General features: G+C 52.1%; 19 protein-coding genes (1 of these 19 cut by a window edge). 7 read left to right on the forward strand and 12 right to left on the reverse strand.

Annotation, left to right across the window (positions count from 1 at the left end):
• On the forward strand, window positions 1–233 hold the 3' end of the coding sequence (locus tag KHQ09_RS16045; RefSeq protein WP_213599242.1) for a peptide deformylase. Its footprint begins 265 nt before the window's first position; the window shows 233 of its 498 coding nt (coding positions 266–498); its start codon lies off the left edge, out of view; its stop codon occupies window positions 231–233.
• A 57-nt stretch (window positions 234–290) separates the two neighbouring features.
• On the opposite strand, the gene KHQ09_RS16050 is transcribed toward KHQ09_RS16045, so the two are convergent.
• Window positions 291–1,913: an ABC-F family ATP-binding cassette domain-containing protein gene (locus tag KHQ09_RS16050; RefSeq protein WP_213599249.1), complete on the reverse strand. Its 1,623-nt coding sequence runs from the start codon at window positions 1,911–1,913 to the stop codon at window positions 291–293.
• A 296-nt stretch (window positions 1,914–2,209) separates the two neighbouring features.
• Here KHQ09_RS16050 and KHQ09_RS16055 point away from each other — a divergent pair, with 296 nt between their 5' ends.
• Window positions 2,210–2,800, forward strand: a complete 591-nt coding sequence (locus KHQ09_RS16055) for a MarR family winged helix-turn-helix transcriptional regulator (protein ID WP_213599251.1) — start codon at window positions 2,210–2,212, stop codon at window positions 2,798–2,800.
• Window positions 2,801–2,884: 84 nt separating this feature from the next.
• Entirely contained in the window at window positions 2,885–3,430 is a 546-nt protein-coding gene (locus KHQ09_RS16060) for a carboxymuconolactone decarboxylase family protein (RefSeq protein ID WP_213599253.1), read from the forward strand.
• A gap of 86 nt (window positions 3,431–3,516) precedes the next feature.
• Here KHQ09_RS16060 and KHQ09_RS16065 read toward each other — a convergent pair whose 3' ends face one another.
• Window positions 3,517–6,876: an autotransporter outer membrane beta-barrel domain-containing protein gene (locus KHQ09_RS16065; RefSeq protein ID WP_238481664.1), complete on the reverse strand. Its 3,360-nt coding sequence runs from the start codon at window positions 6,874–6,876 to the stop codon at window positions 3,517–3,519.
• Window positions 6,877–7,032: 156 nt separating this feature from the next.
• Here KHQ09_RS16065 and KHQ09_RS16070 point away from each other — a divergent pair, with 156 nt between their 5' ends.
• Window positions 7,033–7,851, forward strand: coding sequence for a DeoR/GlpR family DNA-binding transcription regulator (locus tag KHQ09_RS16070; RefSeq protein ID WP_213599255.1), 819 nt, complete (start codon window positions 7,033–7,035; stop codon window positions 7,849–7,851).
• A 30-nt stretch (window positions 7,852–7,881) separates the two neighbouring features.
• Here the strand turns inward: KHQ09_RS16070 and KHQ09_RS16075 are convergent, their stop codons facing one another.
• From KHQ09_RS16075 to KHQ09_RS16095, 5 genes are all read right to left on the reverse strand, one after another.
• Window positions 7,882–8,817, reverse strand: a complete 936-nt coding sequence (locus tag KHQ09_RS16075; protein WP_075657574.1) for a diguanylate cyclase — start codon at window positions 8,815–8,817, stop codon at window positions 7,882–7,884.
• Window positions 8,818–8,819: 2 nt separating this feature from the next.
• Window positions 8,820–11,669 (reverse strand): hybrid sensor histidine kinase/response regulator, encoded by a 2,850-nt coding sequence (locus tag KHQ09_RS16080; protein WP_213599257.1) that lies wholly within the window; start codon window positions 11,667–11,669, stop codon window positions 8,820–8,822.
• Window positions 11,666–12,019, reverse strand: coding sequence for a hypothetical protein (locus tag KHQ09_RS16085; RefSeq protein ID WP_022709298.1), 354 nt, complete (start codon window positions 12,017–12,019; stop codon window positions 11,666–11,668). The genes KHQ09_RS16080 and KHQ09_RS16085 overlap by 4 nt, the downstream gene beginning before the upstream one ends.
• 126 nt (window positions 12,020–12,145) lie before the next feature.
• Entirely contained in the window at window positions 12,146–13,741 is a 1,596-nt protein-coding gene (locus KHQ09_RS16090; RefSeq protein WP_213599259.1) for an N-acyl-D-amino-acid deacylase family protein, read from the reverse strand.
• A 26-nt stretch (window positions 13,742–13,767) separates the two neighbouring features.
• Window positions 13,768–14,112 (reverse strand): RidA family protein, encoded by a 345-nt coding sequence (locus KHQ09_RS16095; protein WP_113945964.1) that lies wholly within the window; start codon window positions 14,110–14,112, stop codon window positions 13,768–13,770.
• A gap of 111 nt (window positions 14,113–14,223) precedes the next feature.
• Between KHQ09_RS16095 and KHQ09_RS16100 the strand changes: the two genes are divergently transcribed.
• Entirely contained in the window at window positions 14,224–15,012 is a 789-nt protein-coding gene (locus KHQ09_RS16100) for an IclR family transcriptional regulator (RefSeq protein WP_151160356.1), read from the forward strand.
• A 32-nt stretch (window positions 15,013–15,044) separates the two neighbouring features.
• Here KHQ09_RS16100 and KHQ09_RS16105 read toward each other — a convergent pair whose 3' ends face one another.
• The 4 genes from KHQ09_RS16105 to KHQ09_RS16120 all read right to left on the reverse strand — a co-directional run bounded on the left by KHQ09_RS16105 (window position 15,045) and on the right by KHQ09_RS16120 (window position 20,287).
• Window positions 15,045–16,868, reverse strand: coding sequence for an ABC transporter ATP-binding protein (locus KHQ09_RS16105; RefSeq protein ID WP_213599261.1), 1,824 nt, complete (start codon window positions 16,866–16,868; stop codon window positions 15,045–15,047).
• 4 nt (window positions 16,869–16,872) lie between these two features.
• A complete protein-coding gene (locus KHQ09_RS16110) occupies window positions 16,873–17,736 on the reverse strand; it encodes an ABC transporter permease (RefSeq protein ID WP_022709303.1) in 864 nt (287 codons plus the stop codon).
• Window positions 17,736–18,677 (reverse strand): ABC transporter permease, encoded by a 942-nt coding sequence (locus tag KHQ09_RS16115; protein WP_213630857.1) that lies wholly within the window; start codon window positions 18,675–18,677, stop codon window positions 17,736–17,738. Before KHQ09_RS16115 ends, KHQ09_RS16110 begins: the two co-directional genes overlap by 1 nt.
• An 80-nt stretch (window positions 18,678–18,757) precedes the next feature.
• Window positions 18,758–20,287, reverse strand: coding sequence for an ABC transporter substrate-binding protein (locus KHQ09_RS16120; protein ID WP_420801459.1), 1,530 nt, complete (start codon window positions 20,285–20,287; stop codon window positions 18,758–18,760).
• Between the two features lie 217 nt (window positions 20,288–20,504).
• Here KHQ09_RS16120 and KHQ09_RS16125 point away from each other — a divergent pair, with 217 nt between their 5' ends.
• A complete protein-coding gene (locus KHQ09_RS16125; protein WP_213599263.1) occupies window positions 20,505–21,587 on the forward strand; it encodes a D-TA family PLP-dependent enzyme in 1,083 nt (360 codons plus the stop codon).
• Window positions 21,588–21,595: 8 nt separating this feature from the next.
• Window positions 21,596–22,489, forward strand: coding sequence for a sugar kinase (locus KHQ09_RS16130; RefSeq protein ID WP_213599265.1), 894 nt, complete (start codon window positions 21,596–21,598; stop codon window positions 22,487–22,489).
• A 56-nt stretch (window positions 22,490–22,545) separates the two neighbouring features.
• On the opposite strand, the gene KHQ09_RS16135 is transcribed toward KHQ09_RS16130, so the two are convergent.
• Window positions 22,546–23,325, reverse strand: a complete 780-nt coding sequence (locus KHQ09_RS16135; RefSeq protein WP_213599267.1) for an acetoin reductase — start codon at window positions 23,323–23,325, stop codon at window positions 22,546–22,548.
• Window positions 23,326–23,414: the final 89 nt, after the last annotated feature.

Below are 23,414 nucleotides of genomic sequence, written 5' to 3' on the forward strand. Positions count from 1 at the left end.
AGGGCAGTGTCTCTATGTCTGGCGTTGTGGATGAAGTTGAGCGCCACGCTGCCGTCCATATCCGCTATCAGGATCTGGACGGTAAAGAACATATAGAAGAGTCGGAAGGCTTACTGGCCGTATGCCATCAACACGAGATTGATCAGATGAACGGTATTTTCTGGATTCAACGTCTCTCGCGGCTGAAACGGGATCGTCTGATTAAGCGCTTTGAAAAATTGCAGCGCCGCTAAACATATACCCTATTATAAAGAAGCCTCCCGAAATCACTTTCGGGAGGCTTATTCATTTTAACTATGCAGGCCCGGTGCTTCCTGACCGGTGCTTTCCACATATTCCGTATAACCGCCGCCATATTGATGAATACCATCCGGCGTCAGTTCCAGCACACGGTTTGAAAGCGCTGACAGAAAATGTCTGTCATGCGAAACAAACAGCATTGTGCCTTCATAGGCAGCCAGCGCCTTGATCAGCATTTCTTTGGTATCAAGATCAAGGTGGTTGGTCGGTTCATCCAGAACAAGGAAGTTCGGCGGATCGAACAACATAGCCGCCATCACCAGACGCGCTTTTTCACCACCGGACAGAACGCGGCATTTCTTTTCGATATCATCACCGGAAAAACCGAAGCAACCGGCAAGAGCCCGCAGAGGTGCCTGCCCTGCTTTTGGAAAACGCTGCTCCAGCCATTCCAGAATCGTGCTGTCACCTTCCAGAATATCCATGGCATGCTGAGCGAAATAACCGAGCTTTACACTGGCGCCGAGGGAAACATTGCCCTGATCGGCATCAGTTGTACCGGTCACCAGTTTGAGCAAAGTCGATTTGCCCGCACCATTCACACCCATAATGCACCAGCGCTCACGACGACGGATCATGAAATCCAACCCGTCATAGATTGTGCGGCTGCCATAGGCTTTATGGACACCTTTGAGATTGACCACATCTTCACCGGAGCGCGGCGGCGTTGCAAATTCAAAGGCCACAGTCTGACGGCGGCGCGGCGGTTCTACGCGGTCAATCTTTTCCAGCTTCTTCACGCGGCTCTGCACCTGTGAGGCATGGGACGCCCGTGCTTTGAAGCGTTCAATAAATTTGATTTCTTTGGCAAGCATTGCCTGCTGGCGTTCGAACTGTGCTTGCTGATGTTTTTCATTCAGAGCACGCTGGCCTTCGTAAAAAACATAGTCACCGGAATAGGTAGTGAGATTACCACCGTCGATTTCAATAATCTTAGAGACAATACGGTTCATGAATTCGCGGTCATGAGACGTCATCAGCAAAGCGCCGTCATAAGTCTTCAGGAAATTCTCAAGCCAGATCAGGCTTTCAAGATCAAGATGGTTGGAAGGTTCATCGAGCAGCATCACATCAGGACGCATCAGCAGAATACGCGCCAAGGCCACGCGCATTTTCCAGCCGCCGGACAATTTACCGACGTCGCCATCCATCATTTCCTGAGAAAAGCTCAAACCTGCCAGCACTTCACGCGCACGACCGTCCAGACCGTAACCGTCGAGTTCCTCATAACGTGCCTGAACTTCACCATAGCGCTCAATGATTGTATCCATCTCGTCCATACGATCCGGATCGCACATTGCAGCTTCAAGTTCACGCAATTCTGCAGCTACGATGCTGACAGGGCCGGCACCATCCATCACTTCCGCAACGGCCGTACGTCCGCCCATTTCACCGACATTCTGATCGAAATAACCGATCGTCACGCCCTTCTCGACCGTAACCTGTCCTTCATCCGGCTGTTCTTCGCCGGTAATCATGCGAAACAGAGTGGTTTTACCGGCACCATTCGGCCCGACAAGGCCGATTTTTTCGCCACGGTTCAAAGCGGCAGACGCTTCGATAAACAGAATGCGATGGCTGTTGGACTTACTGATATTGTCAATGCGGATCATGAAACAGGAGGCCTTGTGATTGTGCGCCCTCCTATGCCACGCCTTAGGCGCGCTGTCACGTCTTACAAGTTCTGCAATTTAATACACTGTCTCGCCAACATTATTGAGAACTTCAAACCGGAACTGGCCTGTTCGTCATCCGCAGTCGGTATTGAGTGCTTGACATTTAATTAGGACTCCTACTTAATATTTACATGAGTCAGATATCAACAACACTCCGGCACCTAAAGACGGGCTTTGATCGCCTTGCTATCATTTTGCGAGCTGAACTATGGGCAGCGGCAGCAGCTGAAGGGATGAACCCGGCTCAGGCACAGGTTCTTGCTTTGCTTGTGACGCGGCCCGACGGTATGCGCTCAAAAAATATTGCCGCGCAACTTGCCGTTTCCGGCGCCAGTATCACGGAGACAGTAAACGCCCTTGTCCGGAAAAAACTACTGATCCGCACCGCTGACACCTCTGATGCACGGGCAAGCATCATATGCGCGACCCCTGAAGGTCATGCAGTCAATGCTGCGATAGAAGAGAGTTCATCACGCTTTTCTGAGGCGCTGGCGAGCTTACCTGCTTCGGTACAAAGCGAATTACTCGCCACACAAATCAGACTCATCCATGAATTACAGCAAGCCGGTGCTATTCCACTACAGCGCATGTGCGTTTCCTGCCGTCATTTCCGCCCGAATATTCATCCCGGATCATCACACCCGCACCATTGCACATTTATCGGCGCAGACATTGCCGGTACGGATCTCCGGCTGGATTGCGGGGAACATGAAGCCGCAGACCAGACTGCTCAGGATGTGAACTGGGCAGCATTCACCCAAAACCCTGATAGAAATATCTCCGGCACACAAAAACTGCCGGATACCGTTGTTCACGGCCCATAAGCCGGAACTGAAAACGGCCCGGTGACTGCCATCACCGGACCGTTCATTGACCCAACTCCACGCTACAGAGAAGGATTATCTATTATGGCACATATTCATCTCATTGATCCAGCGTCTGCCACCGGTTCTGTCAAACCGGTGCTCGATCAGATTAACGGTGCTTTCGGCACTGTCCCGAACATGTTCAAGGTTGTTGCCAATTCACCAGCCGCATTGCAAAGCATGTGGGGATCGTTCGGCGCTCTTAGTACCGGCAAACTCGGTGCGCGTCTGGGCGAGGAAATCGCTGTTGCGGTCGCCAATGCCAATAATTGTGCATATTGCCTTGCCGCCCATACAGCGCTCGGACGCAAGGCCGGCGCATCAGCTGCCGATATGGCGGCTGCCCAGACCGGACAATCCTCAGACCCGCGGACACAAGCTGTTCTGAACTTTGCCCTCAAAATCACCCGCGACCGTGCCGCAGTGACAGCAAATGATATTGCGGTGCTGAAAGCCGCAGGTTTTGACGATGAGGCTATTGTGGAGATTATTGCCCATGTCGCTCTCAATCTCTTCACTAATTATATCAATGTCGCGCTGGATGTACCGGTAGATTTTCCTGCTGTCGCATTAAAACCGGCCGCCTGATCTTCCGGCAAAACAAACACAAAGAATAAAACTGCCGGCCTCCGTGACGGAAGCCGGTAGTTTCCTTTTACAAAATATCTGATGGATCAGAACTTGATGCCAAGTTTGGCATTCACAGAATTACTCTGAAAGCCTGATCCGAACTGACCACGATAGCTGATACCGAAAACCGCCTGTTCACTGGCCTTGATATCAAAACCTGCCTGAACCAGCGCCGTATCCTCTGCCACAGGAACACCGGAAATATCAAATGCAGAACCCGTTGCAAAAGATGCGCGGCTGACCGGATCAGTATCAGCAAATGCATGCTGCCAGCCAAGCGTACCATTCAGCTCGGCTTTGATACTACCAAACATCATCTCTGTTGCTCCGCGAATACCGAGCGTTGTGAACACGGTGCTCATTCTGTCACCGTCAACGGTCAGAGCAGCCTGTCCGCCGGTTTCGGTAAAACTATCCGTCTTCACTGCAACATAGGCAAGATTGGCGAAAGGCTCGAAGACCGCATTACCGGTTTGCAGCTTATGGCTGAGTTCACCGAAAGCCTGCATAGTGCCTGCATTATAATCAGCTGCGAGTTTATCCGAGAAATCAGCAAAACGGACTGAACGGCTGATATCTACCGAGTGCCAGCTATAGGCAAGACCGGCGCTCAGAGCAGTATTGCCCCATTGCGAACCACCGTAGATGCCGAGATGATAATTATCACTCTCGCCGGATGAGGCACGGTCATCAACATCAAAACTGGTGCGGCTGTAACCGGCAAGTGCACCAAGGCGTGTATTCTCTGCAATTTCTGCATCATAACCGGCAAAGACACCACCCGTTGTCTGGCTGAGTTTTGCAGCATTGTTGTTTGCAGAATTCTCAACCCATGTGCCGAAGCTCTGCACCCATAAAGCAGCAGGCGCATCTTTGGCTGAGACAACCTGAGCACCCTTCTGTGCATGTGTATCCCCGACAGCGGAACGAAGACGACCCTGTGCCGCGTTACGCAAATCGCTGCTCGTATTCATCAAAGCCGTTTTAGCGGATGCATGTACCTCACCTGTCAGCAGATCAAAAGCAGCCAAAGCCTGTTCTTTGCTTTCCAGCCCGAGCACAGCATCATAAACAGCATTGCCACTTGCCAGAGATTCAACAGAGGCTGCGACAGAACGCTGATTAGCCGTTTCGCCGATATCGTCAAACGCAACCTGATTGCGCAGCACATCCAGATAAACCGCCTTCGGATCGTAAATCAGGCCGAGATTAATGAATGGCATATTCTGGCTGAGGTCAGCGAAAGTACCGTTCACACCGCCATCCGCTGTGAGAATGGTATAACGGCTGCCCGGTATATAAGAGCCTCCCGCCTTATCGACATAAACGCGGGCACCGTCGATTGTTGCAGTACCGGAAGCCTGAACGAGATCAGATGTACCATCCGGATTGATTTCCGCATGATAAAGAGAGCCTGCCTCCATCACCAGATCGCCGGAAGTTTTCAGCGTGCCGATTGAGTTACCCGGTGCCAGAACAGCATCCGCAGCAATATGAATACCACCGAGTGTTCCTGAACCCGCAAGAAATGCACCATTGCTGACTTTAATCATACCGCTCATTGAAGCATCCGTATGATCTGCATCACCGACAATCAATCCGCCGCGCTCTACGGATGTGCCGCCGCTGTAGCTATTGGCAGCATTCAGTGTCAGTACGCCCTCGCCGCGTTTGATGAGAGCACCGCCGCCGCTGATCTCCTGATTAACTTTCAGGTTGTTGGCAGCTTCAGTCACATCAATCCAGCCATTGCCGTCCAGCACGATTTTGCGCTCAAGACTGTTCATTGCCAGACCGGCCACGCGCAGACCACCATCATTCAGACGTAAACTTGCTGATGCACTGCCCAGCGCCGCATCTTCAAAAACAATCACCGTTCCGCCATCGGAAACCGAGGTTTCGCCAATGAAATTGTGATTATCAATACAGTAATCTCTCACAGCCTGCGCAAAGCGTGCATCCGTTGTCTGGCAATTGAGCAGTGTTTGTTTTTCTTCCTGCGTCAGATCTTTCAGGATCGGTTTGCCGTTTTCATCCGCGACCTGTCCAAGATAAACATCATTACGGTTATTATTACGGGTCAGGAAAAACTCTTTGCCTTTGGTTTTAAAACCGGATGCACCGGCGCCCCAGATCAGACGGCTTTTCTCAACATCGCCGTCTTTATAAGTCTCAAGCTTTGGCCCTACCCAGCGCAGCTCCTGTGCGACCGGATCGTGATCCGACAGCGAATTACCATTTGGCAGTAATGACGGTTTGGAAAGTGTGCCGGACCATTGACCATTATCAACAATCTCAACCCATTTGGCGAAAGGTCGGGAAACCAGAATATGATCAATATTCACACGATCCCAGCTCGGCCATGTATTGGTGGATTCCTCCCCGTCACTGGTCCAGGTCGCACGTTCATCACCAACGTCACTTGGTTTGAACTGCTCGCGGTTCCGCTCAAGCTGAATCAGCTGATATTGTTGTTTCAGAATATTCATCGTCACCGGAAGATTATTGTCTACCGGATAGGTCTCTCCGGCAAAGCCTATATCTTTTTGCGCCTGATAGGCTTTGTCCAGTGCATTGCCCCACTGCTCCCATGACAAATTGTCAATATTGGCATTCGGGTGTTCGGCTTGAATGATTGCACGCCATTTTGCTGCATCCGCCCGCTCAAGATATTCATAAGCCAGCGTTTTATAAAATGCGTTACCAGCGGCTTTTTTTATCAGACGCAGTTGCGCATCCACACTCAGCAGACCACGCTCGGAAATATCACCGGCATTCAGATCGCCGAGCAATATTGTCGGCGTCAGGGTAGATTGTGCCAGTTTGTTGGCATCTTTTGCCTGAGCGATACGACCAGATGATGTGTCTGCATAATTGAAATGGCGACCGGCGATAACTGTATCAGGGAAGCCATTACCCGGCTTCACGACAACCGTATTCGCCGCCAGATATTCCGTTTCACCGCTTGTAAAGACCATGCCTTCGCCTTCACGGGAACCATGATCTTTGATTTTTTCAAATGCACCCAGCTTGTCTGCTTTTTCATTCAGCAGATCCAGAGTATTTTTCACATGGGCTTTAACAACCGTCGTATCGCCAAACGGCCTGCCGCTATTGTTGTAAAGTTCCGGCATAACCAGCACATCAGGGGCAACGCCACGCAGCAAATCCTGCATGGCCTTATTATAAATCAGCTGGTCATTCTTTTTTGCTTCCGCATCCCACATTTTGGAATCAAGGCCGTTATTCCAGATGTTAAAACCCATCACGGTCAGAGAAAAATTCTGTGTTTTTGCTGGTTCTGCCTGTGCATTTGTATTCAGCGCAGCCAGCAATATTGCACTCGCCACCCCTGCCGTTAATTTACGCTTATGCCTTGTGCCTGACCGCTGCTGTTTCATCATATCATCCTGATAATAAGATTTGAGACATAAAATGTCACTTTTCTTACATTAGACGAGTCATATGTCAGTTTTTATACAATCCGGATGATTGTCAAAAATCATTTTCTTGACGCATAATTTTTTTTGTCCGAAATACGTGGAGTACAGGGGGGCGCTATGCGATTTGACAATTCGGCATCAACCGGCGGCAACAAAAAAGACAACCGTCAGGCGTTTCTGCTGCAATATCTCGAGCAAAATCATTATATTTCGCTGGAAGAAATTGCGCATCTCTGCTCGGTGACGATGCAAACTGCACGCCGCGATATCATGGCGCTGGAAACCACAGGCAAAGTTCGCCGTATCCATGGCGGCGCGACGATCGCAGCTCCGATGGATGCCGGAACCTATCGTCAGAGGCGTCTGGATCAGGCCGCAGAAAAACAGGCGATTGCCGCATTTGTAGCCGATTACATTCCCGACAACACAACGATTTTCATTGATACGGGCACAACCTGTGAGGCCATTGCCGCTGCGCTGATAAAAAACAGGCAGGGCTTGCGCATTGTCACTTATAGTCTGCGTGTAGCATCACTCATCAGCGAGAATTCCGACTTCGCACTGGCAATCCCGGGTGGTTTTGTCCGCGCCGTAGATGGCGGCATTTTTCAGGAAGACACACCCGATTTCATCAACCGTTTCAAATTCGACTATGCGGTGATTTCTGTCAGCGGCATCGATGATGACGGTGACCTGTGTGATGATGACCGGACAGAAGTGGCGGCCGTGTCCAAAGCACTCAACCAGTCCAGACACAAATTACTGGCTGTCGACAGCAGCAAATTTGGCAAGCGCGCGCTTGTCAAACTCGGCGCACTGAATATTGTCGATGCCATTATCACCGACAAAGCACCGGCACCGCATATTTTTGAGAAAATACAGACGCATAAACTTCAGTTGCATCTGTGTGAGATCGCTGACCGGCAAAATACCTGAATTTGCCGGTCATAGAGCAACGATCCCGGATTATTCAGAAATCAGACCGATTTCCTGCGCATTGAAAACAGTGCTGAAAATTTCATTCCGGCCGGCACGTTTACTCAGATAGAGCTGGCGATCAGCATGTGCCATCCACTGAGAGGCAGACATTTCCGGCAGACAACATGCCGAAGCAACGCCGATACTCACCGTGACACAAGTGGAAACCGTTGAACCCGGATGCGGAATTCTTAAAGAACTGACCTGTTCCTGTATTTCTTTGGCCACCAGTACTGCCGCATCATGATCCCGCCCCGGCAAGACACAGACAAATTCCTCACCGCCATAACGTGCTGTCACATCTGTTGCCAGATGCACCGCGCGTGTAAGAGCCGCCGCAACCATCGCCAGACAACGATCACCGGCCGGATGACCAAATGTGTCGTTGAACAGTTTGAAGAAGTCGATATCGACCATGATAACCGACAGCCAGTCGCCTGTGCGGGCCAGTTTCGTGGTTTCCGTCGCCAATGTTTGTTCCAGATGACGGCGGTTGCTTAAACCGGTCAAAGCATCTGTGACAGCCATTTGCGCCAGCTGATCGCGCAGGCGTTTCAATTCGACATGATTGGCCACGCGCGCCAGCAGAATAACCGGCTGAATAGGCTTGGTCACATAATCGATCGCACCGGCAGATAATCCGCGTACTTCCGCATCCTGATCATTCAGGCCGGTTGTAAAAATCACCGGAATATCCGCAAGCATGCGATCTTTTTTCAGACGCTGGCAAACTTCATATCCGTCAATACCCGGCATCAGCACATCGAGCAGAATAAGGTCCGGCAACACCGTCTGTGCAACTTTTAATGCTTCCTCACCTGAAGTCGCAAAACATACTTCATAATCGTCCTCGAGTACTGCACTCATAATCTCAATATTTGAGATTTCATCATCCACAATGAGGATGACCGCGCGGTCTGTCATAATTATTCTCCGATACGCTCAGTGTCCGGTGAAGCTTGCAAAACATCAGCAAATTCAGCATCCAGCAATGTGAGGGCGCGATTATAGTCAAGATTGTCGAGAGCGACCTTCACCGGATGAACCTGCAGAGTGTCAGGTGTCATACCGAGCGTAATCGCCAATTTTTCAAAACTGCTGCGTGCCTTCAGACTTCTGCGCTCCAGAAGCCCGCGGAAAACCAGAATCTCCGCCTGAATATTGACCGGATCAGCTTGTCCTGCCGGAACCGGTTTATTATCATCTTCTGTTGTAGTTACAAGACTCTTAGCCGCTTTTATTGCCGGTTTCAGCACCTGCTCCAATTCAGCAATCAATATATTAGCCGCAACCACATCGCCTTGTGCCAATGCAGCTTCAGTCTTGGCAGACTGTTCATAAACTTCTGCCAGTTCCAGCGATCCCGCCACACCTTTCAGCGTATGGGCGCTGCGCCGTGCATCATCCAATGCACCGCGGCCGATCAGCTCGTTGAGCTCTTCCGGTGTTGCAGCAAATCTCTGTCCAAAATCAATAATCAGCTTACGCAATAGTGATGTTTTACCATTCATACGCGCCAGCGCTTTTGTAAGATCAAACGGCGGCAGGCTTTCCGGTAGATCACTTACAGGCTTCACTGCAACCGGAGCAGACTCTGCGACCGGACGCGAAGCTTCTTTGCTGCGCGGCTTCAACCAGCGATCAAGCGTGCGCACCAGCAGAAACGGATCAACCGGTTTGGCCACATGGTCGTCCATACCCGCAGCAAAACATTTCTGCCGTTCTTCCTCATAGGCATGGGCGGTCATGGCAATAATCGGCAATTGCTCCGCAGACCATTTTTTACGGATCTGCAAAGTGGCTTCAATACCGTCCATTTCCGGCATCTGGATATCCATCAAAATGCCGTCATAGGGCAGCGGATCCTGAAGAACGAGATCGCAGGCGATACGGCCGTTTTCAGCAACATCAACCACCAATCCGGCATCTTGCAGCAGCTCAACCGCGATCTCACGGTTAATCATACTGTCTTCAGCCAGCAGAACCTTCAGCCCGCGCAGCTGCTCCGCCACCATCGGAATAGTCTGGCCGATTTCCGCATGCGGTGCATCCGCCGCTGTTTCACGGGCAAACAAGCCGGTAATCGTGTCAAAAAGCACATTCGGGACAATCGGCTTGGTCAGGAAGGCAGCAATACCGGAACGCTCGGTTTCCGCGCGGAAGTCCTCATTACCATAGGCCGTCACCATCACCACATAAGGCAGCGGCGAAAGATTCTCATTACGATGAAGCGCCTGTACTGTTTGCAGACCGTCCATGCCAGGCATTTTCCAGTCCAGAACCACCAGATCATAAGGCTGGCCGGTTTTGCATGCTCCTTCAAGCGCGCCCAGAACTTCCTCACCGGAAGCAACCAGATCAATATTCAAGCCCCATGAATTAAAGACATCATGGAAAATCTCACGCGAGGCCGGATTATCATCAGCTACAAGCACACGCAAACCTGCAATCTCTGCCGAAGCGAGGCGCTCCGGTTCAGCCTGCATTTCACCAATTGCCATATTGACGGTAAAGGTAAAAGTACTGCCCACACCCGGCATGCTTTCCACGCCGATTGTGCCGCCCATCTGCTCAACAATCTGTTTGCTGATGACAAGTCCAAGTCCGGTTCCGCCAAAGCGGCGTGTCATGGAACTGTCGGCCTGTGTGAAAGAATTAAACAGCAAAGCCTGCTGTTCCGGTGCCATACCGATCCCCTGATCGCGCACCGATATGCGTAGTTTGACACCTGCATCCTGCTGCTCTTCAGCATCAACCGTGACAGTAACAGTCCCTTTTTCGCTGAACTTCACCGCATTACTGACGAGATTGAGCAGCACCTGATTCAGGCGCAATTCATCGCCGACCAGAACCGCAGGCACATCATTCTGAATTACGGTTTCAATGCTGACGCCTTTATTCTCCGCATTGATTGCCGCCAGATTAAGCTGGCTCTGCAAAGAAGAGCGTAAATTGAACGGACGTGTCTCGAGAGAAAGCTTGCCTGCCTCATTCTTGGAGAAGTCGAGAATATCGTTGATCAGACGCAGCAAAGCCGTGCTGGCATTGCTGATTTTCGAGACATATTCTTTTTGGCGCAGATCCAGATCCGTGCGCAGCACCAGATGGCAAAAGCCCAGAATGGCATTCATCGGTGTGCGGATTTCATGGCTCATATTGGCGAGGAACATGCTCTTCGATTTGCTTGCAGCTTCCGCTTCCAATGTGCGCTGTTCCAGTGCCGCATTCTTGGCAATGATTTCATCGCGCATGGCATTAATGCGATTGAAGCAATCGACAAGCATATCGCCGAACCACACCAGCACCGCGGCCTGAAACGCAACAATCACCGCATGAAGCAGAACGCGCTTGATATCCCCGCCTTCAGGAAACACCGCTGCTGGCATCAGATAATCCAGCGTTAAATGATGCAGAGCCACGGCAGCGGCGGCAAAAAGAACTGCACGCTTGTCACACCACGCAACCGTGAGCGCCAGCATAGCAAAGAAATACATATGCATATCCATTTGCCAGAGCTGACCGCTCATAAAATACAACAGCAATGCGGGCTGCCCCATCAGGGCAACACCGGAAATATAGCGCGTTACCGGAGCAATGCCTGAGCGCAGCCACGACATATGATAGGCACCGGCCAGTACCACGCCTGCCAAAGCTGCGCCGACCGGCGAATGACCGGTGATATAAGCAACCAGCGCCAGAAGCGGGACATGCAGCCAGAATAAAATCACCAAAAACCGGCCAAACCGGCTGCGAAGGTCGTCAAGTTCTAGGATCATGCGGCTGTCGTCCGTTCCTGAATGGCATAACAACCACCAGGCAGAAGCGGTTCAAAAACCAGCCACTCACCGGCACTGTAAAGCCTGTTTGGGAAATCTTTATTTTCGGAATAAACTGTAATCAGGCTGGATGAAGCATTGATAGAAATAATCGCGCCTTCAGCGGCCTGAATGGAGCTGATAACAGAGTTCAATGTGCGCCAGGGAGCGACCATAACAATATATTGGTCATCCTTGCCGGTTGGCTTGAGAAAAGCCACGGCAATCCCGCCAAGCAACAGAACCAGCAATGCAATCGCTGGCATAAGATCACGGATATGACACCGCTGATCACCGGTCTGCCCGTTCATGACATTATTCCTGCTTCAAATATTACTGATATTAGCAGGATTAATATCGTTTTCCGGTAAATACCGCCTTAAGATTTTATAAACGTCACAACAAGACAGACCAATAGGCCATCAGAACAGGAATCCTCAGCGGCGCAACACTTTTCCGGCTCTGTTACCGGTCGGTTTGCCTGCTGCAATCACCGCCTGTCCGTTGACTAAAACATGGCTGATACCAGACGGCATCTGTGTGGAATTTTCAAATGTCGCGTGATCTGTGATCGCATCTTCAAACAGCACCAGATCAGCAGCCATCGCAGGACGTAACAGGCCGCGGTCATGCAGAGAAAAACGCTGCGCAGCAACCGAAGTCATCCTGCGCACGGCATCCTCCAGCGGGAACCATTTTTTCTCCCGCCGTAAAGGACCGGCAATGCGCGGGAAAGTCCCGAAAGCACGCGGGTGCGGCTTGGAACCCGGACGCGGCAAACCGTCAGACCCCGCCATAAACAAACGGTTACAACAGGCTGCATGAAGATCATCCTCATCAAGCTGAAACAGGATAATCCCCGTCTGTCCGTCATCCTCTTCAACAAAACGCACCAGCAGATCGAAAGGCGTTGTGCCAAGCGTAAAGGCAGCTTCACGCATGGTCTGCCCTTCCAGATGTTTCAGTTCCTCAATACCGATTGCTGAAAGCCGCACATTCTCCCAGCCTATCAGCGAGATTTTGCTCTGGCCGTGATAATCATCACCGCCATGCTCCACCCAATGCGCCAATTTCTGCCGCCATGCGGTGTCCTGTAAGCGCACTTTCAAAGCCGGCAAACCACCATCCATCACCGCCGCTGGCAGAAGTTGCAATATCCATGTGCTGCCTGCCGGATAAGGATACATATCAAAGCTGATATCCACACCGTCAGATCGCAGGTTTTCCAGATAGTCAATCACAGCCGGTACATTACCCCAGTTCGGTCGTCCCGCCGATTGCAGATGTGACAGCAATCCGGCTGCACCGGACAGGCGCACAGCCTCACCGAATTCTTCGGTCGCCTGCATCAGCCCTGCCTCATAGGAACGGATATGCGCAGCCAGCACCCCGCCGAAACCGGCCACAGTTTTTCCAAGCGTCACCAGTTCTTCAATCTCAGCAAAAGCACTTGGCGGATAAACCAACCCCAGCGACAGACCTGCCGCCCCCTGTACCATTTGCACTTCAAGCAAGCTACACATCGCTGCAAGCTCGTTCTCTGTGGCAGGCCGTCTGTCATGCCCCATCACTGCCAGCCGCAAAGCCGCATGGCCAACAAGTGAGATCAGATTGAGAGCAATCCCCTCTCCTTCCAAAGCTTGATGATAGCCGGAGAAATCATCAAAAATCTCATCAGATCGCGTTTCACCGAGAAGGCCGGAGAAATGCTGACGCAGATATTCGCGGGACTGTTCTGCTGCCGGATAGAGCGAAAAAGAGCAATTGCCGACCACAATACTGGTCACGCCCTGCATCGCCTTTTCCGGCCTGTCCCGCTCGCGCAGAAAGATCAGATCATCATGACAATGGGCGTCGATAAAACCGGGGCTTAAATAACGCTCATCCGCATCAATGATCTGCGCATCGCCATTTGCTTTGAGCCCCCTGCCGACCTGCCGGATCAACCCGCCGCCCAGCAAAACATCTCCGCGATACCAGGGCGCGCCGGTGCCATCAATGATACGGGCATTACGAATGAGCGTTTGAGTCATATCCGGCTCCGGCACTTCATTGAGCATTAAAGGGCAGCAACTGCTGTCATTTCAACCCGCAGATCAGGATCAGCAAGGCGCGCTTCCACACAGGCACGCGCCGGCGGGTTTTCCGGATCGATCCATGCATCATAAACCGAATTCATCGCATCAAAATCAACAATGGCCGGAAGAAACACATTCACCGCCAGCAATTTGGAACGGTCAGTGCCCGCCTGCTGCAAAAGCTGGTCAATCTTGCCCAAAACATCACGGGTCTGCTCTTCAATGGAAGCCTTGCGGTTTTCAGCCACCTGACCAGCAATATGCACCATGCCGCCATAGCTCACGGCCTGACTCATCCGGCTGCCTTTTTGATAACGCATAATCATACCCGTATTTCCTTCTGTCATCGTCACTTCTGATTGTAAACTTCTGCTTGCCTGCATGATAAAATCCAATATAACAGACATAATAACATTATAGCGCTCATCGGAGGCAGCATGTCAGACAGTACCGCAACCGCTCCGGTCACGCCCAAAGAAGACAGCAGCAAACGTGCGCGCGGTCTGGATCGTGCCTTTGAGATACTGGATTTTCTGCGCAACAAACGTGAGCCGCTGAAACCCAATGAAATTGCCGCGCAGATCGGTGCCCCGCGCTCCTCGGTTTACGAACTGGTCAATCTGCTGCTGCGCAACGGCATTCTCGAATTTACCGGCGGTGACGGCCGTGTGTTTCTCGGACGTAAACTTTATTTTCTCGGTGCGGCCTATGAAGATCATTTTGACTTCATGCGCGCCTGCGATGCCGCACTGGAACGCATTGCCGAACAGACCCGCGAAACAGCGCAATATTGCGTGCTCGATGGTAATAAATATACCGTTGCCCGTATGAAAGAAGGCGTGCGCCCGTTTCGTATTTCCTCGGATGTCGGCCATTCCGTGCCTATTCCGTGGACAGCTTCCGGTCGCCTGCTGGTCGCCCATCTCAGCGATGAAGAAATTACCAGTTTCATTCCCGCTGCCGATTTCCAAATGCCCAATGGCAGCTGGCTTGATCCGGCTGAATTTATCGCGCAGGTGCGTGAAGCCGACAGAACCGGCCAATTTACCTTCAACAGCACGGTCGATAATTTCACTCACTGTTTTGCCGTACCAATGCGCGATGCGCAGGGCATTGCCACCGCGACGCTGTGCCTTGTCGCCCCACGCGATGACGGGCTGAAGAACCATGCTTTCTATCTGCAATGCCTGAAGGATGCCGCGCAGGCGCTCAGCGGCAAGCACTGACTGGAAGAAGCAGACTTGTTTCACCGGATCTATCATTGGAATATGAAATGCCCTTCTGATACTTCGCGCATCTGCCGCTGCACCGGTACATAATCCGGCGCACGGACAGGGCTGTGCAATTCATCCGCAATCTGCCCGCGCCGCATGCCACGCCGCGCCGGATCAGGCACCGGCACTGCAGCCATCAGTTTCTTCGTATAAGGATGTTGCGGATTTTCAAACACCGCTGCACGTGGGCCGATCTCAACAATCTCGCCCAGATACATCACCGCAACACGATGGCTGAGACGTTCTACCACCGCCATATCGTGCGAAATAAACAGAAAAGACAGGTTGAGACTGGATTGCAGATCGAGCAGCAGATTGATGACCTGCGCCTTGATGGAAACATCAAGCGCTGAGACAGACTCATCGGCAACGATAAGTTTTGGATCAAGCGCTAACGCGCGGGCAATACAAATACGCTGACGCTGCCCGCCGGAAAATTCATGCGGAAAGCGAGACGCCATATCGGCTTTTAACCCAACACGCTCCAGAAGATCGGCTACACGTTCCCGTGCCTGATGTTTTGTACCGAGCTTATGCTCCAGAAACGGCTCCGCAATCGACGCCCCTACCCGCATACGCGGATTGAGACTGGCATAGGGATCCTGAAAAATCATCTGCATGGTACGGCGCAGACCTTGCAGCTCATGCCCTGCCATGGCCATCACATCCTGCCCGTTGACCATAACGGAACCGCTTTGCGGCTCTATCAGCCGCATGATCGAGCGGCCGGTCGTCGATTTACCGCAACCGGACTCGCCCACCAGTGACAGCGTTTCTCCCGGTTGCAGCGAGAAGGAAACATTCTCCACCGCATGAACGCGCCCTGCCAGCTTCCCGAATAGTCCGCTGTGAATGGTAAAGCGTGTCGTCAGCCCTTTCACATCCAGAACCGGCTGTGCATCCTGTGCAACTGTATCGGCAGCTTCAACCGGCGGTAAAGCCGTACCGGTACGGATATCAACGACCGGAAAACGCAGCGGACGCGCACGACCTGTCATAGACCCGAGCGCCGGTACAGCCGAGAGCAAAGCCCGCGTATAAGGATGTTTTGCATCGCGGAAAATCGTGGCCGTATCGCCGGTTTCCACCGCATCGCCATGATACATCACCACCGTGCGGTCAGCTATTTCTGCAACCACACCCATATCATGGGTGATGAACAGTACCGAAGTGCCTTCCTCTTCCTGCAGGGTTTTAATCAGGTCGAGAATCTGCCCCTGAATAGTCACATCCAGCGCTGTAGTCGGCTCGTCGGCAATCAGCAGTTTCGGGCGGGTGACCAGCGCCATAGCGATCATCACCCGCTGGCGCATACCGCCGGAGAAACGATGCGGATACTCATTGAACCGGCTTGCGGCAGAAGGAATACGCACCTTATCCATCAGTCGCAGAGCTTCAGCCTTTGCCTCTGCCTTGCTCATATTGCGATGGCATAACAGAGCTTCACAAATCTGGTCTCCCACCGTGTAAAGCGGGTTGAGCGATGTCATCGGCTCCTGAAAGATCATAGCGACATCATTGCCGCGTATTTTTTGCATTTCCTGCTCGGGCAGCTGCAAGATATCTTTACCTGCAAGCAGAATATTCCCCTCAATCCGGCTGGTATCTGGCTGCAACAACCGCATGACAGAAAGAGACGTTACACTTTTTCCGGAACCGGATTCCCCGACCAGCGCCACGGTTTCCCCTGCACCGACATCAAAGGAGATATTTTTCACAACCGGTCGCCAGCCATCCTCACCAAGAAAAGAGGTTGTGAGATTTTGCACGCGGAGCACAGGCTGTTTGTCTGATAAATGGCTCATCATGCCCTCACATATCTTTACGCAAACGCGGATCGAGAAGATCGCGCAATCCGTCACCGACCATCTGCAAAGACAGTACGGCGAGAATGATGGCAAAACCCGGAAACAGCGTCATCCAGTCTGCCTGTCCGACATATTGACGGCCGGAGGCAATCATCGTGCCCCATGTCGGAATTTCAGGACTGACACCAAGCCCCAGAAAGGACAAACCAGCTTCGGCAAGCATGGCCTGCGCAAACAGAAACGTCCCCTGCACCAGAATAGGTGACAGCAGATTACGCAACACATGGCGGGTCATAATATGCGGCGTGGAAATGCCCAGCGCACGCGATGCCTCGATATAAGGCAGTTCGCGAATAACGAGTGTTGAAGCACGCACCACACGCGCCAGTCTCGGTGCATAGACAATCGACAAAGCCACAATCACTGTTGTCAGCGAAGGGCCAAGTGCGGCCACCAGCGCAATCGCCAGCAGAATATCAGGAAAAGCCATCATCGCATCAATCAGACGCGCAATCGGCGTATCCAGCCGCTGGAAAAAACCGGCCAGCAAGCCGAGTGTGATACCAATCAGGCTTGCCAGAACGACAACCGCAGCACCGACTGCCAATGACAGCTGCCCCGCATAAAGTGTGCGGGAAAATACATCACGGCCAAATTCATCGGTACCGAAAAACCATGTGCCGTTCGGCGCGGTCAGACGATTGCTGATCGACAATTTACCTGGTGCATAGGGGGCAATTAGTGGTGCCAGAACGGCTAGCAGCACGAAAACGATCAGGACGAACAGGCCGAATGCAACCGTACGGCGGCGCAACAGGCGACGGATAAACAACCATGTTTCTGAGGATTTTACACTGGAGCCGGTCATCAGTAACGCACCCTCGGATCGACGGCCAGATAAAGCATATCAATGGCAAAATTAATCAGAACATAGAGCGCGGCAATCACCAGCAAGGCCCCCTGAATAACCGGATAATCGCGGCGCATCACAGCCGACACCACCAGATTGCCAACCCCCGGCAAGCCAAACACCGTCTCTGTCACCACTGCACCGGAAATCAGCACAGCTGCGGTCAGGCCGATCACTGTCAAAATCGGGATCAGCGCATTTTTAAACGCATGTTTCATCACCACGCGTCTGCCATTCAGCCCCTTGGCTCTGGCAGTGCGCACATAATCATCGCCCAGCACATCCAGCATAGAAGCGCGGGTAAAACGCATAATCAAAGCGGAGGATACAATACCCAGCGCGAAAGACGGCAGCACCAGATGCATCATTCGTTCGCCGAAACTCGTATCCGGCCCGCCATAACCGGAGACCGGAAACAAGCCGTAGCGCACGGCAAATACCTGCATCAACAACAGGCCGAGCCAGAAACTTGGAATACTGGCGGCAAACATCGCCAGAGCCGTTGCGGTCTGATCGAAAAATGAGCCACGTTTAACCGCAGCATAAATGCCGACCGGCAATGCAATCGCACTGGCAATCAGAATGGAAAACAATGTCAGAAAGAATGTCGGCTCTGCCCGTTCCGCCAAGGCATGGACAACCGGCTGACCGAGAAAGATCGATTGGCCCAGATCACCGCGCAGCAATTGCAGCAGGTAATAGCCATATTGCACCGGCAATGAGCGATCGAGACCGAGCTTTGCTCGCAATCCTTCAATATCAGCTTGTGTCGCTTCCGGCCCCAGCATGACGGCTGCAGGATCACCCGGTGTGACGCGAACGATCACAAAAACAATCGTCACAACCAGAAACATGACCACGATCATGCCGATCAGACGCTGTATGATATAGCGTAGCATTCAGTCTCCACCCAATTCGGAAATACCCAAAACTTAAAGCCGCGCCGCCTCTCCTCCGAAGCTGGCGCGGCCTGTTTTATTTACTGTGTAACGGAAGCATTCCAGAAATAAGGCCATGGTGCAGGCGTCACACCATCCAGTTTCTTGGATTTGGCAGACAGATTGTTGAAATTACCGACTTTGATAAACGGTACTTCGTCAAACACGACTTTCTGCACATCCGCCCAGAGTGCCGCACGCTTCTGCGGGTCCGCTTCCGCATTAAACGCATCCATCACCTTGGCACGCGCCGGTGTATTCCACTTGCCCGGTGCGCTCACTGAAAGCGGATCAATCAGAGCCGGTTCCGGCAGGAACGGACTATGCGTAATGTAAATATCCCAGAGCGCCGGATCAGCACGGCGCTGGGTGAGCGTTGCCCAATCCACCACCTGCATATCAACATTGAAACCGACCAGTTTCAGATATTCAGCGGCAACCTGAGCCATTTTATAATGGAACTCATATTGGCGGCTGGTGAGAATACGCAACGGCTCGCCATTATAATTGGCGGTTTTAAGCAGTGCCTTTGCTGCTTCCGCATCACCGACATTATAGCTGCCTTCTGAACCGGCATCGGTACTCCAAATGAATTGGGACGGATAGAGCGATGGCTCGGCGCTGAAGAAATCCTTGCTGCCATAGGCGGCAGTCAGCATGTCCTCATTATTCAATGCGACCTGAACAGCTTTACGCAGATCACGGTTTGCAGCAATGCCTTTGGAAGTATTCATAATGAAAACCGGCCAGCCGAATGGTTTGAGCATCACGGCATCCGAAGACGCCGAGCCGGACACGCGGTCAAAAGCCTCAACCGGCAGCGCATCCACATAACCATACTGGCCGGAAACTGCAGCTTCTACGCGGGTATTGGCATCCGGTACCGGTACAAAACGGATTTCATCGAGATTTTGCTGGCGGCCACCGGCATAACCGCTCGGCTCGCCTTCCTGCGATTTATAACCGTCATAACGCACCAGCTGAATATACTGATCCGGCTTACGCTCTTTAAACTGATAAGGGCCGGTGCCGACAAATTCGGTCATCGGCTCAGCCTGTTTTTCTGCAGGCAAAACAATCGCCGCGGAATTATTGAAGGCCAGCAGAGATGTCAGCGGTGCATAAGGCTGCTTCAGCGTGATCTTGATGCTGTAATCGTCAACCGGCTCAATGGCTTCAATCAAAGTTGCCGCCTGCTTGCCGCGCGAGGCAAGTGTTGTCCAGCGCTTGAGCGATGCCACAACATCTTCCGATGTCATGTCTGTACCGTCGTGGAATTTAACACCCTCACGCAGTTTAATCAGATAGGTTTTTCCATCGGCAGAGATTTCCGGAAGGCTGGCAGCCAGAAGCGGCGCCGGTTTCCAGTCTTTATCGAAAGTATAAAGCGTCTCAAACATATGCTGACTGACAATGCCGACGAGATCAGCCGTTGAGACCATCGGGTCCAGTGTCGGCGGCTCACCAATAGTTGCCACATCCAGCACGCCGCCTTTTTGTTGCGCGAAAGCGGATGGTGTCAATGCGATTGTCGCGGCACCCAATAACAGTGCCAGTTTCATTGCCTGCATTTTCTGAACCCCCAATTGTTTGCCTGCATCAGGTGATGCAGCTCCTCCTCGGTATGATTTTTCATTTTGTCCAAAATAATGGACATTAGTCTATTTTACCGGATTGACGTATCTCAATACAGTATGCATAACTTGTCAAGGGGGCGACCAGCCTGACCGGCACGTTTTTTGACGCCTGAAAGGCAAGTCAACAGGGTCGCGGAATTTGTGAGGAAAAATGGAACCAAAACTTGCGGACCAATTGAACACACCAGCAATTGTCGTTGATCTGGATATTGCAGAAAAAAATATCCGCAATTTTCAGTCCTATGCGAACCAACATGGTTTCAAGGTGCGCCCTCACATCAAAACGCATAAATTACCAGCGCTGGCCTATGCCCAGCTTGCAGCAGGCGCAGACGGCATTACCTGCCAAAAAATCTCTGAAGCAGAAGCCATGCTCGACGGCTTGCAAAAACAATATGGTCTCTCCCCTGACCTGCTGATTACCTATAATATTTTAGGCCATGAAAAACTTGACCGGCTCAAAGCGCTCGCGCACCGCACAAAACTGAGTGTGGTTGCGGATAACCTGACTGTGATTAACGGTCTGTCCGAAGCTTTCGCCAATGAGGCACAGCCGTTAACGGTGCTGGTAGAGTGCAATACCGGCGCAGACCGCTGCGGTGTAGCAACGCCTGAAGCAGCAGCAGAACTTGCCAAGGCCATTCATAACGCTGCAGGGCTGCATTTCGGCGGCCTGATGACCTATCCGCCAGCCAATGCCCATACCGCAGTTGAAAACTTCATGGAACAGGCAAAACAAAAAATCGAAGCATCAGGCATGACTGTGCCGCTCATTACCTCCGGCGGCACGCCCTCAATGATGAGTGCGGCCGATGCCCCTGTTGTTACAGAATACCGTCCCGGCACCTATATTTATAATGACCGCTCACTGGTTGAGCGCGGCGCTTGCAGTTACGATGATTGTGCGTTTTTTGTATTGGCGACTGTTGTGTCCGTTCCGTCTGACAACCGCGCGATTATTGATGCAGGCAGCAAAACGCTGACTTCTGACCTGTTCGGATTGAGTGGTTATGGCCATGTCCTCGGACGCGATGATATCCGCATCGATCAGCTGTCAGAAGAACATGGCCGTTTGGTTAGCGAAAAGCCGATTAACCTCAAGGTCGGCGACAAAGTGCGGATCATCCCGAACCATGTTTGCGTCGTTACCAATATGTTTGACAGCCTCTATATCCAGCGCAACGGCATGGTCACGGAAAGCTGGCCGATTGCAGCCCGTGGCAAGCTGGTCTGAGGTTAATCATGAGCGGACAGTTTCTCGCCATCGGTGAGGCAATGATCGAGCTTGCCCCTGATGGCAGCGGCTTGTTGCGGCAAGGCTTTGCCGGAGACACCTTCAATGCCGCTTATTATGCCCGTGCGGCGCTGCCAGCAGACTGGCAGGTCAGCTATTTCACCCTGCTCGGGCAGGATGCAATGTCCGATGCCATGCTGGCATTCATGGCACAAAAACAAATCGGAACCGGCTATATAGGCCGCCATGCATCGCGCATGCCCGGCCTCTATATGGTGCATCTCAATAATGGTGAGCGCAGTTTCTCCTATTGGCGGTCGCAATCCGCAGCGCGTCTGCTGGCAGAAAACAAAACTGCATTGCGACAGGCCATTGAAGCTTCGGATAATATTGTTTTCTCCGGCATCACATTGGCAATCCTTGAGGGTGACGGGGCTGATAACCTGCTCTCTATTTGCCAAGAGCTCCGCGATACGAATAAGGTTATCGCTTTCGATCCTAATATCCGCCCGCGCCTCTGGGCAGATAAAGACCATATGCGCACACAACTGATCCGTGGTGCCAAAGCCAGCAATCTGGTGCTGCCAAGTTTTGATGATGAGGCCGCCTGCTTCGGCGATCTGACGACAGCGGAGACTATCAGCCGCTATCAAAGCTACGGTCTGAAGCGGATCATTGTCAAAAACGGTGCGGATGAAATTGAAGTTCTTTTTGACGGCCAGTCTTTTACTGTCAAAACAGCGCCCGTCGCACAGATTATCGATACGACCGGTGCAGGCGACAGTTTCAACGGTTCATTCTTGGGGCATTTCGCACAAACCGGCGATGCCGAGGCCGCCATCCGTTTTGCAGCGCAAACCGCAGCAAAAACCATTCAGCATTATGGTGCTCTGGTGGATTAAACACAAAAGCCCGCCGGAGTTTCCGGCGGGCTCTTTTTTCCTAAAAAGTGAAACACTTAGCGATAAACTATACCGCCGTCAGTCAGAATGGCCTGACCGGTAATATAATCAGAATCCGGCCCTGCGAGGAAAGAAACCAGCGCCGCCACATCATCCGGTGTTTGTGCACGGCCAAGGGCAATCCCTTCAACAAACTTCTTATAGGTTTCACCCTTCGGTGCACCGGTCAACTCAGAGAACCGTTCGTCAATTTCCACCCACATATCGGTGCCGACAATACCCGGACAATAAGCATTCACGGTAATGCCCGCGCTGGCATATTCTTTCGCCGCAGCCTGCGTCAGCGCACGTACTGCAAATTTGGTTGCGGAATAAACACCAAGCATCGCAAAACCGTCATGACCGGCAATGGACGACGCATTGATGATTTTGCCCTTCTGGCCGCGTTCCTTGAACTTTGCCGCCGCCGCCTGAATACCCCAGAGTACACCGTCAATATTGATCTTAAAGATCCGGTCAACCTCTTCCGGTGTGACCTCGGAAAGCGGCTTAACCTGCGCAATACCGGCATTGTTCACAATCACATCAAAACCGCCGAGTTCTTTCTCGGTATAATCAATGGCCGCGTAAATATCGTCGCGCTTGCTGACATCGGCAGCAAAAGTCGTTGCCTTGCGCCCGAGCGCTTCAATCTCTTTGGCAACCGCTTCAAGCTTGTCTTCTTTCAGATCAACCAGTGTCAGATCAAAACCGTCTTTTGCCAGACGCAACGCAATACCGCGGCCAATGCCCTGAGCCGCACCGGTAACTAACGCAACCTTATTGGTAACAGTCATAATCATATCCTTTTCGTCTTGAGGATCGAAAACCTGCCGGTCAACATGCCTGCCATACACGGCCGCAATATGGCCTTTTGCAGTGCATG

The organism is Pseudochrobactrum algeriensis, from assembly GCF_018436245.1.
In the GTDB taxonomy this organism is placed as follows: domain Bacteria; phylum Pseudomonadota; class Alphaproteobacteria; order Rhizobiales; family Rhizobiaceae; genus Pseudochrobactrum; species Pseudochrobactrum saccharolyticum.